The 14,623-nt window shown below is 52.5% G+C and carries 10 protein-coding genes and 1 pseudogene; 6 read left to right on the top strand and 5 right to left on the bottom strand.

Annotated elements, in window-relative coordinates:
* Positions 1 to 9 precede the first annotated feature (9 nt).
* Complete coding sequence (locus HBN68_RS20715; protein ID WP_169965941.1) at positions 10 to 1,170, top strand: patatin-like phospholipase family protein; 1,161 nt, start codon at positions 10 to 12, stop codon at positions 1,168 to 1,170.
* A gap of 83 nt (positions 1,171 to 1,253) precedes the next feature.
* Here HBN68_RS20715 and HBN68_RS20710 read toward each other — a convergent pair whose 3' ends face one another.
* Positions 1,254 to 1,604, bottom strand: a complete 351-nt coding sequence (locus HBN68_RS20710; RefSeq protein ID WP_169965939.1) for a DUF3077 domain-containing protein — start codon at positions 1,602 to 1,604, stop codon at positions 1,254 to 1,256.
* Between the two features lie 542 nt (positions 1,605 to 2,146).
* Between HBN68_RS20710 and HBN68_RS20705 the strand changes: the two genes are divergently transcribed.
* The 3 genes from HBN68_RS20705 (at position 2,147) to HBN68_RS20695 (ending at position 8,164) form a co-directional block, all read left to right on the top strand.
* Positions 2,147 to 4,117, top strand: a complete 1,971-nt coding sequence (locus tag HBN68_RS20705; RefSeq protein WP_169965937.1) for a hypothetical protein — start codon at positions 2,147 to 2,149, stop codon at positions 4,115 to 4,117.
* Between the two features lie 222 nt (positions 4,118 to 4,339).
* Positions 4,340 to 6,544 carry an autotransporter outer membrane beta-barrel domain-containing protein gene (locus HBN68_RS20700; RefSeq protein WP_169965935.1) on the top strand — a complete coding sequence of 735 codons (2,205 nt, stop codon included), beginning with the start codon at positions 4,340 to 4,342 and terminating at the stop codon, positions 6,542 to 6,544.
* 141 nt (positions 6,545 to 6,685) lie between these two features.
* Positions 6,686 to 8,164 (top strand): hypothetical protein, encoded by a 1,479-nt coding sequence (locus HBN68_RS20695; RefSeq protein ID WP_169965933.1) that lies wholly within the window; start codon positions 6,686 to 6,688, stop codon positions 8,162 to 8,164.
* Positions 8,165 to 8,211: 47 nt separating this feature from the next.
* Here the strand turns inward: HBN68_RS20695 and HBN68_RS20690 are convergent, their stop codons facing one another.
* From HBN68_RS20690 to HBN68_RS20675, 4 genes are all read right to left on the bottom strand, one after another.
* Entirely contained in the window at positions 8,212 to 9,303 is a 1,092-nt protein-coding gene (locus HBN68_RS20690; RefSeq protein ID WP_169965931.1) for a fimbrial protein, read from the bottom strand.
* Between the two features lie 57 nt (positions 9,304 to 9,360).
* Entirely contained in the window at positions 9,361 to 11,868 is a 2,508-nt protein-coding gene (locus HBN68_RS20685; RefSeq protein WP_169965929.1) for a fimbria/pilus outer membrane usher protein, read from the bottom strand.
* A gap of 41 nt (positions 11,869 to 11,909) precedes the next feature.
* Positions 11,910 to 12,614: a molecular chaperone gene (locus tag HBN68_RS20680; protein WP_262373579.1), complete on the bottom strand. Its 705-nt coding sequence runs from the start codon at positions 12,612 to 12,614 to the stop codon at positions 11,910 to 11,912.
* 135 nt (positions 12,615 to 12,749) lie between these two features.
* Positions 12,750 to 13,259, bottom strand: a complete 510-nt coding sequence (locus HBN68_RS20675) for a fimbrial protein (protein ID WP_262373578.1) — start codon at positions 13,257 to 13,259, stop codon at positions 12,750 to 12,752.
* 375 nt (positions 13,260 to 13,634) lie between these two features.
* Between HBN68_RS20675 and HBN68_RS20670 the strand changes: the two genes are divergently transcribed.
* Complete coding sequence (locus tag HBN68_RS20670; protein WP_262373582.1) at positions 13,635 to 13,799, top strand: hypothetical protein; 165 nt, start codon at positions 13,635 to 13,637, stop codon at positions 13,797 to 13,799.
* Positions 13,739 to 14,578, top strand: a pseudogene (locus tag HBN68_RS20665) (IS66 family transposase); the annotation flags it as partial. The gene HBN68_RS20670 and the pseudogene HBN68_RS20665, both read left to right, overlap by 61 nt.
* Between the last annotated feature and the right edge of the window lie 45 nt (positions 14,579 to 14,623).

Below are 14,623 nucleotides of genomic sequence, written 5' to 3'. Positions count from 1 at the left end.
CGCCCGTCGGTGAGCGGCGTGCCGCCGGTAACCGGCCTGATTCTCTCGGGCGGCGGCGCGCGTGCCGCGTATCAGGTGGGGGTGCTGGCGGCCATTGCCCAGTTGCTGCCCGCGGGCGCGCCCAACCCGTTCCCGGTTATCGTCGGCACCTCGGCCGGGGCGATCAATGCAGTCAGCCTGGCCAGCGGCGCACTGAACTTTACCCTCGCCGTCGAGCGATTGACCGCCTTCTGGCGGCACCTCGAAAGCCATCGGGTGATGCGCAGTGACTGGCCGGGCGTGATTCATCAGGCCAGCCGTTTTGTGAGTCGCAGTGTGTTGGGGCTTGGCCCTCAGGCGCCGGTGGCGCTGCTCAACAGTTCGCCGTTGCGCGATTTGCTCAACGACAACATCAGCTTTTCGGGGATCGATCAGGCCATTGCGGCGCAGCAGTTGCGCGCCGTGGCACTGACTGCTTTTGGCTATACCTCGGGCCAGGCCGTGACCTTTTACCAAAGTGAGCGCGCCATCGACGGTTGGTTGCGCCATCGCCGTATCGGGCGGCCAGCCGCCTTGACGGTCGAACACCTGCTGGCCAGCTCGGCCATCCCGCTTTTATTTGCTCCGGTCAACATCGGCGAAGAGTACTTCGGTGATGGCGCCGTGCGTCAGTCTGCGCCTATCAGCCCGGCCCTGCATCTGGGCGCTACGCGGGTGTTGGTGGTCGGTGTCAGCGGCAACCCGCGAGGGCCGGACACGGCAGGCGCACAAGCGCGCCATTTAAACGCCCGACAACCGAGTCTGGCGCAAATCGGCGGCCACCTGCTCAACAGTACGTTTATTGACAGCCTTGAGAGCGACATTGAACTGCTGGAGCGCCTGAACCACTTCAGCCGTTTACTGCCCGACCAACCCCACGGCCCGGGCCTGGCGCCGGTGGACGTGCTGGTGATTGCCCCCAGCCAGCCCCTCGACGAAATTGCCGCGCGGCATCGCCATGAACTGCCCGCCGCCCTGCGCCTGTTTTTACGTGGGCCGGGTGCGACCAAAACCAGTGGCGCAGGTGTGCTCAGCTATTTGTTGTTCGAGAAGGGGTACTGCACCGAGTTGATCGAACTGGGGCGCAAGGATGCGCTGGCCCAACGCGAAGCACTCTCGCGCTTTTTGGGCATTGACGCCCACAATCTGTAGGGGGTGTTGACGCGCACCGGGAGCGGATGTCCGGCGGCACAACCTGTTGTGTCGCGCCTGCTTGCACTCAGGCGCGTGCTGCGTCAGTGCGTTGTCAGACTGTCCAGCGACTTATCAACGTAGGCTTTGGCCAGTGCAACCAAATGTGTGATCGACAACACCAGGTCGCGCGCAGGCCCGCTCATGCCATTCCCCGCCTCAGTCGCCGATGCCCCGGCGCAGCGCAACAAGTCTGACGCTTGGGCCAAAGCCGCTTCTAAATTGACGCTGTTCGCGATGGCATACGTGGTCGTGTCCACGGGGCGAGTGGGCTTATGGCCGTGCAGGTAGTAATCAAGCGCACGATCGGCGGCGGCCCGGTCCAACAACTGTGGATCGCACGGCGCAGCGTCTTGCAGGGTGAAAGCAGGTGGGTCGGGGACGATCTTTTTCATGGGGCAACTCCGTATACATAAAAGGAGCTATCACCTGTCGCGACTAAACGAGGGGGTGGCAGCCGTACGCAGGTTAGTCGACCGGTGTATACGGAACCCGGCGCGCCACGAGGGCGCCCTGCGCACGGCCACCATAAAACGCAGGCCGTAAAAAAAGCGCCTCGCGGAGGTGGCGCCTTGCGCCGCATACAAAACGGGCGACTAAACCCGACCGCTGAATGTGCAGCGATGGGCCGAGACTAGACCTCGATTTGACTGGGCGCAAGCGAGCGGGATTTTCTCGGATATGTCGGATATTTGAAAGAGAAAAGTCGTACGAAATGGCTGATTTGCGTGGCTGAGAGGCGCGTGGGCTGTATGCATAAATACCTGTCAAGTTTGACAGTTTCGCGATTTTAAATAAGCGCGCTTAATCCACGTGGGGTCTTACACGTCGCACGAAGTGTAGGAAAAATTGCTATCCCACTCGTCTTGATTTACCCAAGAGTGCTAATAGCAATTAATTTCTCAGTGGCTAGTCGATATTTATCGGAGAGCGATTTATGGCACGTAAAGATAATAAACAGGCATCGCAACCGGCTTGGGCTCATCGAGTGGCAGGGCGTGCTGTAAACGTAAGCGTGAAAGACCCTGTGGTCAGAGGGGTCATTGCGGGGAATCCGGCAGGACTGTTAGAGCGTAAGTTACTCGACAAGGGGATAGAGGTAGAAATACCCGACTGGGGTCAACAGCCTCCGCCTAATGAGGCTGATAAAATTTCATTGAGAATTGCTCGGGTTGGGAGCTCAGATTATGTTGATCTTAAAACAGAGACCTACCCCAGCCCTATCACCGGCTTCCCTCAGATAATCACCATTCCTAGCGATTTTTTGTTGGATACGAGTAATGAAGGGCCGTTTGAACTTTGGTACGTTCACTTCAATTATGTAGAGACCGAGACGGCTTCAAGTAGAGTTCCTATCGTCATCGATAAAATTCCGCCGAACTTTCCAGACGTGCCGGGTAAAGTTACTTTCGGATTTGGTGGTGGCCCGATCTTTGACACTACCCTGAACGGGCTGACGGATATTGAAGGGACTGTTCCGAGTTGGACCGGAGCGGCAGAAGGCGATCAAATTGCCTTTACTTGGTTGCCTGACAAGTTGCCTGAAGACCCCGAGAATATTGACCCGATTGATGTAGTGCCTGGGACTGATGGCAAGGTGAAAATTCCGGTCGCTACTATCAAAGCGTTGCCCGATGGTCGGTATTGCTGTGGGTATACCCTTATAGACAAAGCAGGTAACCGCAGTTTGATTTCGGCTTATGACCTGATCCCGGTGGCGTTAGGCGATTTGCCACCTTCTACGATGGTTTCGCCTACTGTGCCGGAGGCTTCGGATGGCATCATAAATCGTGCAGATGCTTATACCGGGGTGCATGTGGAGTTCCCCCGCATCCCCAATGGTAAAGAAACTGATGAAATCGAGATAGTTTGGGGATCAAACCCCGTGAGTATTCGCACCCCGGTAGGAGTGAACCCCGAGAGGTTTAGCCTTCCCGTCCCGATAATGCATATGAAAGACGAATACGGTGTGAACACTGGAGAAGTTGATACACCTGTTTATTACACGGTCTATCGCGGAGGGGTAGCGTTTGAATCCGAGAAACAAACAGTGGTCAAGGTCGACTTCTTTAAGCCAGGTCCTGAGAATCCGGATTGGCCTGATCCGACCAACCCTGCGCTGCTGGCTCCTAAGGTGTTCGGTCAGTCGGGCGTAGAAAACGTACTTGAAGCCAATGATGAAGATCAACCGATTCGTGCAGACATTACGTTGGTTGCGCCTCTCGCGGATGGTGATACCTATCAAGTTTATTGGAATGGTAAAGCGATCGGCATCCCTTACATCATCGATACGGCAAACGACACAGCCGGTGATACCGTTCCAATCGACCTCGATTGGGATGTCATCAAGCCCGAAGGAAATAGCGCTAAGATGCCCGTGCATTACACGCTCAGCAATTCGGCTGCCGCTCATAATGATGACTCTTCAGTTGTTGCGCACGTGCAGATTGATTTCTTGAAGATTAATCTGCCTCTCGCTGAACCGCAAAACCTCATCGGCTCTACAACAAAAAGACTGACCTGCAGATCGTTGGTCATTGAAGGAGGGGAAATTGGCTTCCATTACTTGATTCCCCCAAGTGACTACCTGAAATCGGGGATGACGATTGATGTTGAATGGAAGGCCTATACAACCTACGGCAATCCCGTGCTTGTTCCTGGAGCGGGTTTGAGTGAAACGCTGGGACCTATTAGTGATGTGGAGGCAGCCAATGGTGTGATGTGGTTCGTCGGACCTTACGACACTAAGATTCTGCCTACATGGGCTGGACCTACCGATCAGGAAGGCAAAGGTGAGGTCACCTACACCTTATCTGTAAATGGAAAAGATGAAACCTCTGCTGCGTCCGACACGGGGGTCGTTCTGTCAGCAGGCGGTGGCACCTGCGACCTGAGTACAGTTCCATAAGCTAAAGCACGGCAGTTGCGAGGCTATTAGGGTTTCGCAACTGCCTATAGGTATTTTCAGGAGATATGGATGAACGTAGTTTTTATCCTACGCCATCGTCAGGATTCGCCTGCATATTCTTAGCGGGTTTCTGAGTAATCTCCGGCACCTTTATGCAAGGCAATTCGTCGTTCTTAGAAAGGGTACGCTTTGCCACGCATCGTTTAGATCAAGGAGCCTCTCATGCCTGTTTTTGAAGTTTTCAACATGAATCGACTTTCATTTGCGCTGAAGATGTTATCTGTTGCTCCCTTATTAGTGGTGAGTGAACACAGCCTTGCAAAAGTGATTGATGGTACGACACTGGATATAGATTCGAGTACTGCAGTCTTTAATTATGATTTGATTAATGATGCTACGTTAAATGCCGTTGGGGCCAAAACGGCAGGCATTTCAGTGCAAGGGTCAACGCTGAATCTGACGGGTTCAGAGGTAAACGCTATTGGTAAAGCCGGGGTCAGTTTGCAAGGCGGCACGGCCACTATAACGGGCAGTACGATCAGCAGCGATCAAGTAGGACTGGTTGTAAGTTACGGTGTAGCTGATTCAAGAAGTTCTTCTGCTGACGTGATTGGTAGTACGATCACCGGCGTGGCTCATGGCATTGTGGTCAATGGTCTGAGCGAGCTTAATTTGATTGGTAGCACTGTGTCTGGAACGGGTAATAGTGCGACAGGTCTTCGCATGTTTAGTGGCACAGTCAATGCCAGTGATAGTGTTATTACGGGAAACAGAGCAGGCATTCAGGTCAGTGTCGATATAAATGTTTCTGGAAAAAACACGCTTGTTTTGAGCGACAAGACGCATGTTGAGGGGCTCGCCGGATCGGCCATTCTTGTCGATACCCTCGGAGTCGGTGCGGTAGTGGCCGATATTATTGTGCGCGATCAGTCAACGTTGAAGGGTAGTAACGGCACCTTGATGGAAGTCGTTAGGGGTGCCGAAGGTAATTTGACGGTGGATAACAGTAATTTGGTCGGCAATATCGTCGCAGACGACATGAGCACCGCTAATGTGACGCTGCAGAATCAGGCCACACTGACCGGCAAACTGGACAATGTTCAAAGCCTTACGGTTAACAGCGATGCCCGCTGGATTATGGACGGTAATGGTACTGTCGAGAATCTGTCGCTCAATGATGGCGGTGTGCAGTTCGGTAAGCCGGGCGATTTTTATTCATTGTCTGTGGCCAACCTGTCTGGCACTGGTGGCACTTTTTACATGTACAACAATTTCACCACGGGCCAGATCAATACCTTGACGGTTACGGGTACCGCTAGCGGCAACCATCTGGTGGCGCTTGAAAGCAGTGGCACCGAACCTGTTGCACCGGGCTCCACTGCGGTCGTGCACATTGAGGCGGGTGATGCTTCATTCGCCTTGGCAGGTGGCATGGTGAGCTTGGGGGCTTTTGATTACGACCTGATCAAACATGGTGAAAACGACTGGTATCTGGACACGACGTCTCGCGTTATAAGCCCGGGCACCCGATCGGTGATGGCGTTGTTCAATGCCGCACCCACTGTGTGGTATGGCGAGCTAAGTACGTTGCGCAGCCGCATGGGCGATGTGCGCATGGATCAGGGCCAGGCTGGTGGCTGGATGCGTGCCTATGGTAACAAGTTTGATGTCAGCGCCAGTTCCGGCGTGGCCTATCAGCAAAATCAACAAGGCTTGTCTTTTGGTGCGGACGCGCCGTTACCTTTGGGTGATGGGCAGTGGCTGGTGGGGGTGCTGGGTGGCTACAGCAAATCCGATCTGGCTCTGAGCGGTGGTACCTCGGGCACCGTCAATAGTTACTATGTGGGTGCCTACACCACCTGGATGGATCAACAAAGCGGTTACTATTTTGACGGTGTGCTTAAGTTCAACCGTTTTCAGAACGAGTCCAAGGTTCAACTGAGCGATGGTACCCAGACCAAAGGCCGCTATGACAACAATGGTGTGGGGGCGTCTCTGGAGTTCGGACGTCATATCGCGTTGGCCGACGATTATTTTGTCGAACCTTTCACTCAGTTATCGGGCCTTGTCGTTGGCGGCAAAAATTATCACCTGGACAACGATTTGTCTGCAGAAGGCGAGAGCACGCATTCCCTGCTTGGCAAAGTCGGTGCAACTGCCGGGCGTAATTTTAATCTGGGTGAGGGTAAGGTGATGCAACCGTACATACGTGCGGCCTACGTTCACGAGTTTGCCAATAACACCAAGGTTGAGGTCAATAATAACGTCTTCAATAATGACCTTTCGGGCTCTCGTGGCGAGTTGGGCGCTGGTATTGCCGTGACGCTGACTGACAAGGTTTCAGTGCACGCTGATTTTGATTACAGCAATGGCGACAAAATTGAACAGCCATGGGGCGCCAATGTAGGCGTACGTTATAGCTGGTAAAACGACTGGTTTAATGTTGGATACTGTTACTTCTGACAGTGTCCAGCAGAAGTCAAGTTGGATTAAATGGTTATTACCCGAGGGCGAGACGATTCGCGGGTTCCGCCCTCGTTACTTGACCCTTATCAACGGAAGACTGCCATGCTGTCAACTAATGCCTTGGCGTTACTGCCCCCACCCTCAACAGACCCCGCCCCATTGCCTGATATAGCGGATGGTGAAGAAATAAACCTTCTTGCACGAGCAGCCTGGAGCGACCCTTTCAACCCTCTTAAAGTTAAATTTGAATTATGGGAGAACTCTCAGCCCTCTGAGCAAGACCCTGAACAGATTCAAATTTTCCTCGGGACTGTTGAAGTGGGTAAAAAGGTGTGGACAGCGCCTATTAATGCAAATGATCTTTTTGTGCCCATTCCGGCTGACCGGCTTTTGGAAGGTGAGCACGAGCTTCATTATCTAGTCACTATTTGGAGCCAGACGACTCAAGGTTCTAAAGTCTTTACGATCACCATTGATAAAAACTCGCCCCTTTTAGCCACTGACAGCACCTTGATTTTCCCCCCCGAAGTCAGCCCCCCCAACAGCATCACCGCTGCCTACCTGGCAGACCCCGCAAACAATGATCAAGTGTTAGCCACCCTGCCTGACTACAGCGGCAAAAAGGTGGGGGATATGATTACCTGGTACTGGGGCTCATCTGACACTGATATTGAAGTGGTGGATACACTCACCTTGGAGATAGACGATATCACTGGGGTTTTACCGCCGTTAACGTTTACCGGGGATATGATCCGTACCCGTGGCGACGGCAAACGCTATGCCCATTATCAAGTTGAGGACCGTGCCGGTAACGTCAGCCTGGCTTCGGAACGGATTGAATTGCAAGTGCAGGCAGCGGCTGCCCCCCGCAACCTCCCTCGACCCAAAGTGATGGAGGCCAGCGGAGCGGGTTCTACAGTCAATCTGGACCCGATTAATGCGAGGCAGGGCGTTACCGTTGAAATACCCAAGACCAATGATATATACCCTGGTGAAAAGGTCAGGGTGTTTTGGGGCCGGGAGGGTAAGCCTGGGTATTATGTAAGCGATTGGAGTGAACTGCCGACTGATCGATTATTCCCAGTGTCGACAGCGTACATGCCCCAAAATATGGGGCATTCTTTTCCCGTTAAATACCAAGTCCAGTTGATAGGGGGCGGTGATGAACAAGGGATTGATTCTGAAACGTTAACAGTACAGATGAATATGGTGCAGAGTAATGGGCTGCCTTACGCATCCTGTGCTTCACCCAGCGTAAGTGTCAGCAATTTTCCGCCGGCCGGACTGGATGTCACACTTGAACTTAAGTGGTTTTGGATATTGCCAGGCCAATACGTTCATATTTGGGCTAAAGGTGTGAGCGGCATTCAGCTAGTGGCTGAGTTTCAGATTGAGCCTGGGCTGATGGTTACAGAGGATAATGTCGGGGATACCATTACCTGGAAGATAACGGCTGAGGAGATTGCACCCTTCAAAATACCCAGCGAGCTGACCTTAGTCACCGTGTTCAGCTTCGATGATAAAGAGACCTGGATGGACGAAGATGAGTACCGTAAATATTTTTTAAAGTTGGAGAAGTAATCGTATTGCTTGTGCGCCTCCTCGTTCCACAGATGAGGCGCTTATTTTTATTGATACGTGATGGTGAACCCAAGTGCGCCCTTAGCATTTCCGGGTTCTAGATCTTTGCTAGGGCCGGTCTGTATGAAGCGCGCTTTGAAATTCATTAGAACTTCCCCGGGCGTGATTTTAATAATGGGTATTACCTTCTGGAGTTCATAAGGTGTTATGCCATCGTTTTGTAATATTTGAATCCCAAAGCCCTTCGCTGTTGAGTCGGGGCTGAGACTAAATATGCCCTTTTGTGCATCAATGGGCGCTGAGCCTTTAGCGCCCTCCAGAAAAATATGAGCAGTCGCTATGTTGGCGTTAGCCGGGTCTGCAATGCAATTATCAAGTTTTATAGAGAAAGGTACAGGGGTTGTACCGGTTCCGGGTCCACTGAAGTCTGTCATGACCCACTGTTTAAGATCAACAGGGTCTGCACTAACGGCTGTAGCAGAAACACTGCACTGGGCCTGGATGACTGTTCCGGATATACCAAAATCAAATGCCTTGCCGACACCTGATAGGGTGGATGTCGCCAATATACTGCCATCCAGGAATTGCGGTCCAGCCGTGATGGCACCTGTTTTAATTAGTGTTATTTTATGAATAAGCAATGACAGAGTCATTTCTGCTGTCATTCGTTTGTTGTGAATGGCAGTGAACGGTACAGATGGAGGTCCATTGGGTTCAAATACATTAGGTCCTCCGCCGTTGAATGGACTTCCTAACTCTATATACGCCCCGACGCCACTGATATTAGTTTCAATGACTTTACCATTTACGTCTTCGCCGTTCACAGGGGGCAGCATCACCGGCGAAATAGTATTGAACGCACTAATATCAAAATCGAGGATATGATTGCCATCATTGGAACACTTAAGGACTGCGTTGTTTTCATCGTAGCTGGCACCTCCTTTCTTGAACTCTCCTATGACGCTGCCTACTTGAGCATCTCGCGGTATGTAAACACTGCCCATGTCATAACGGTAAAGCTGGGGGCCTTGAGGAACTAACGGCTGCCAATAGCAGGTGTTCGTACTGTCCGCAGACCATACGGGCAGCAGGTGGCTAAAAATGACTAGACCTAACAGCCATGAAATTGAACGTTTCATGCAGGCTCCGAACGTGTGAAGGGGGGAGTAGTCATGCAGACATTGATGCAGAGTGAGTTATTGGCACTGTAGGGTTTGCAGGTAATACCCATTGCGGTGCTCCATCGTTGAGGTGTCCACGTGTAATTTGCAGCCTTGGCGAGCGTCATCGCCCCAAAGTATTTGCAGGGTTTTTTTGCCTGTTGCGCCGCTCAACATGACCTGACCACCTTGACCTACCATACCGAGCTCTTGATTAGTCGAATCACTCACTCGTGCGCCAAAAGGCAGCGGGGTGCCTGCTGATGTGAAGCCCGTTATAACCATGCGCGTGACTTTTCGGGCATTGAATGTTGCTTTAACAATGGCGCCGCGACGTGGAATCAATTGGGTCGTGCCGTTATCAATATCGATTTCAGGGCCCAGATCATCTGTTTTCAACTGCACTTCATTCACCCGATATGGCCGAAGATAAGGAACCAGGGCAAAACCACGTTGGTTGGTTCGTACTCCTGGGGAGTTGACGACGCCGATGTCAGGGATATCGGGAACTTCGATGATCCCCATGGTTTCACCCAGGTACGGACCAAACTCGATACCCGAATCATGCAAGAGTACGGCTCCGCTGGCATTTAGGCTGAGATTGCGATGATCACGACCGTGGGTGAAGCCAGCGCCCACGCTGCCAAAGGCCGTCTGATAACCGAGGGCGATCGTTGCGGATGTTTGCTGGGTATTTTCGTGGCTGACTGATGCGCGATAACTAAGTCGATTGTCAATTGCATTCCCGCCAAGGCTGGCGCGCTGACTCAAGCGATCACCATATTTCTGCGCGTCATAGGTCAGGGATGTAGAACGACCGAAATCAAGCGGTAGTGAAATGCTTAACCCAATCTGGCGGTTAGTCTTCATGCCATTGCGTTCGCTCAGTGCCTGTGAGGCATATAGGTTGTAGCTGATGCCTTTGTGGTGAGTATTGAACTGCAATTGAAACTGACGCTGTTGATAGTCACTGAACCAATAATCCTGATGGGAAAAAGTCAGGCCTATAGAGCTGCTTTTACCCAGATTTTGGTAAACGGACGCTTCCAGTCTGCTGCGACGGCTGCCATAAAATCCGTCCTGACGGCGTTCGCGAAGTGCCTCCTCAAAGTCGCGATAACCCTCAGTCGAGTATCGATACCCGGCAAAGCGCAAGTTGGTACGGGTTTCAAACGATTTGCCATATTTGATGGCGTAGCTCATACCTTGCACGACGTGTGATGTCTCAGAGTCAACCTCTGCATTAGCGTGCGTGACATCGAGCGACAAAGCACCCGCCGAACCGAAATCTCTAGCCAGTCCCAGAGTGCCAGCACGATAAAATTCGCTTGCAAGCGCACCGCCATAAAGCGTTGAATTCCAGAGAGTCCCCATCGCCAAAGTGCCTTGCCAGAGTAGCGGCTCTTCAAGTTCGTAAGCCGAATTATACCTTGCGACTGTCGCGTTGTAGCGCCACACGCCACGACGCAGCAAGTTACCAATGCTGGCATAGGGCAAAGTACGGCGAGAGATTTGGCCGTCTTCTTCGGTCAAGACTACCTCCAGTTCACCACTGCCCCCCACCGTACTCAGATCTTCTATTGCATACGCGCCAGGGCTCACATAAGTGGAGTAGATGGGGTAGCCATTTTGCAGCACCTCCAGTTTGGCGCGACTTTGTGCGACGCCACGGATTACAGGTGCGTAACCTTGTAAAACATCAGGCAACATGCCCAGGTCAGAATTTATCGAGAGCCCCATGATCGGCATGCTGCGAAAAACGTCGCCAGAGGTGAATGTTTCGCCAAGTGTCAGGATGGCATGTGTGCCGGGGAGATCGCGTTGTAGAAAGGTATAAGCCCTCAGCCATTCGCGTTGGCCGTCGTCGTTCTGTCGCAGTGACTGATTGCTGCGAAAGCGCCAAGCCCCCAAGTTCAGGCCACTGGTCAAGTTCATGTCTTGGCTTTCTCGACTCCCTAAGTAACGGCTGTTGCCTTGTTGGGCAGAGACTTGATAGTTGAGAAAAGCTGCGTTGATTCCTGTTTGCCACTGCCCGACAGGTACAAAGCCTATGATGTCGCGACGCATCGCAATGTGAGGAATCGAAACGGAGAGGCGCAGGGTGCTATTGTCCATAGTGAAACTTGCGCCGCTGATAAGGTTTGGCAAATCGATACACGCTTGAGCGTTGTGTTCGGGCCTGAATGTCTCGGATCTAACGCCCATTTCTTTTAAAAGCTCAGCATTGAGGCACGGTGACAGCCCGTTGTTCTGAGGATTGGATTCGAACGTGATCTCTCGCTCGGCGAAATAGTTTTGATTGATTCTCAGGGCGACACGGTAGCGACCGGGAGGTAGTGCATTTTTTTCTGACAGGCTTTTTAAAGCCAAGGCGCTGACGTCCTCGCTGTGCTCGCTGTTTTGGCGCATAAAGCCATGTTGAAATTCAACAGTTTGGGCCCTTGCGGGCCGAACTTCGATCACTGCGCAGAATGCAATACCAACAGCAAAAAGCTGAGCGACGCGCGCACTGGGGGGCAGCGCTCGTTCAAGAGGGCGGATCATGAGTAAGTTCCTGGCGATGAAGAGTTTGGTGCGTAAGCGCTTTAGCGGACTGTCTGAATAGGGCGAGTTATGGGTGAGGTATAGGCGCCATAGTCATTGATGGCAGAAAACACGACCTGCATCCCTGGCATGGGTTTCATACCCGGAAGGTCAAAGGTATGCTCGCTAAGGGGCGTCGCCATGGTCGGCTGTTGGAGTACAACCGACTTGCCGTTTACAAGCACCTCAAGCCGTACAAACGACACATGAAAAGGTGTTGGGTTGTTGACCTTCAACCGAGTCTTACCGCCAACTTCCAGAACCGACCACTGAAGCTCCTCTAAGCGCGCTACAGAACTGCCCTGAAGGTTCTGAGGGCGGTAGAAAAGTTTGATGCGTGTGCGCAGAGCAATATTGAGTGCATTGGTGGTTATTGCGTTGGTTTGCGGGATTTCTTGAATATTGAAGTAAAACAGTGACTCTCGATCCGTGGGCAGGGCATTTGGCAATCCATTAATTTGCACCTGTTGATCCTTGCCTGGATCAAGTCGAAACAATGGGGGCGATGCAATAAAGGGAACAGCCGTGGTTGTATCGTCTGCTTCTGTGTTTATCCAGGCCTGGGCTGCATAGGTATCCTGGCTGGGATTACGCACGATGACAGAGACACTGCGTTTGTCGCTTTCGAACACGACTCTTGTGCCGCCCAGGCTCAAGGCTGCTTGGCTAATACACGATTGGGTGGCGAGCAGTAGCGTTACGGCCATGCTGACTGCACGGCGTATGGATATGAACTTAAGCATCAGAATTACCTTCGACCAGGACGCAGATACGTCCTGGTGCACAGCTTTAACAGGATGCTGAAACCTTTGAGCAGGGTTTGCAGCACTTGTTGAAGGGTGTCAGTTGATTTTCACTACGAAGGCAATATTCGCCGACGCCGAACCCGCGCTGACAGGAATGGAGCTTGAGCGGTAAAACGCATCAAACTCCATATCAGTGGGAGAGGTTGCGCTCAGGTCGAAGGGCGAGGACTCAACACCGTTCTTTACGATATCACCCCTTTTATTCTTGATGACAATCACAACGCCTTTGGCAGGGTCGCCGCTATCTTTGATTGCATAATGATCACCGGTTGCGTCTGCTAGGCCGCTGAACGTGACAGTCGCTGTATTTGGGTTTGCGGGATCTAATGCGCACCCCGCGTCGGGGGACAGGCGAAGGGAGAAGGCTTTACCGCCGCGATCTTGATTAAGCGCTGTAAAGCGACTGGCCTCAACATCAACCATATTGACAAGGTTTCCGATGGATCCGTCACCCGGGTTAACGATCTCGATAGGGCACGTGCTGCTCGTAATCATGCCTTCAAAGTCGATATTGCCAGAAGTAGCAAAAGCGGAAGAGCCGAACATGCTCAGCGTTATTCCGAAACACACGTGTAACCGGGAAATATTCATATAAATGAAGAGTCTTCTTAAGTGAGGTCCAAGCATTAAAAAACCGAGACGATGCCGGGACGAATTAGGGGAGCTGTATGAGCGCGTCTCGTGTGGGGCGAGTCTAGGGGGGCGGCGGCAAGGGTATATATGAGAGAACTCTCATTTTTACAGCTGCGACGTATTAGGTAATAAGTTAATGTAAACGTATGAGATGCCCACTGCATTGGTTATAAATGCAGTGGGTAAAGAGATGGGGGTTTAAAGGTAAGCGCTCCATAAACCCCACATTCAAAGCGCTGATCCGATCCCGGATGCTGTGCTCCCGATTCCCTCAGGAGCCAGCTCGCCATGATGCGACCCGATGCCAAAGTCGAAAAAGTGTATCTGTACCCCAAGACCGTCGACTTCCGAAAATCTATCGACGGCCTGGCGGCGCTGGTCGAGTTGGATATAAAGATAGCCTGTTGGGCAGCCGTGTTGTCCACTGCGATGAAACGCGCGTGCAGGTGTTGAAAGAGCCTGACCGAGACCCAGGCAACCAGTCTTGGATGTGGGTGCAAACCGGCGGCCCGCCAGATAAACCAGTGATCCTTTTTGACTATTCCACCAGCCGTGCGCAGGAGGTACCGACGCGCCTGCTCGAAGGTTATCGCGGCTATCTGATGGCCGATGATTACGCCGGTTACAACGCGCTGGGTGCGCAAGCCAGGGTCGAGCGTCTAGGGTGTTGGGCGCATGCTCGTCGCAAGTTCGTGGAAGCACAAAAAGTGCAGCCTAAAGGCAAGACAGGACGTGCCGACATCGCGCTGAACTTGATCAACAAACTGTATGGCGTAGAGCGTGATCTAAAGGATGCGTGTGACGACGATCGTAAAACCGGCCGTCATGATCGGAGTCTGCCAGTACTGGCTCAGTTAAAAAGCTGGATGGAAAAGACGCAGCCACAAGTTACGTCTCAGAACGCCTTGGGCAAGGCCATCGGCTATCTGGCAAGTAACTGGAACAAACTGGAGCGGTATGTCGAGGAAGGCTATCTGCCAATCGACAACAACGCTGCCGAGCGCGCGATCAGGCCCTTCGTCATCGGAGGAAAGAACTGGTTGTTTAGCGACACACCCAAAGTCGCGACCGCCAGTGCTCAACTTTACAGCTTGGTCGAGACTGCCAAAGCCAACGGCCAAGAGCCCTATGCGTGGCTGCGCCACGCATTAGAACGGCTACCACTGGCGGACTCGGTTGAAGATTACGAAGCGCTGTTGCCGTGGAACTGCTCGCCGGTATCGCCCAGCTAAGCGCTCTACCCATCTTGTAGTCGGTGGGGTTTATGGAGCGCTTAC

The organism is Pseudomonas sp. WS 5078, assembly GCF_012985745.1.
In the GTDB taxonomy this organism is placed as follows: Bacteria; Pseudomonadota; Gammaproteobacteria; order Pseudomonadales; family Pseudomonadaceae; genus Aquipseudomonas; species Aquipseudomonas lundensis_A.
The sequence above is the reverse complement of the archived record's forward strand: the minus strand, read 5'-3'. Positions and strand labels throughout refer to the sequence as shown.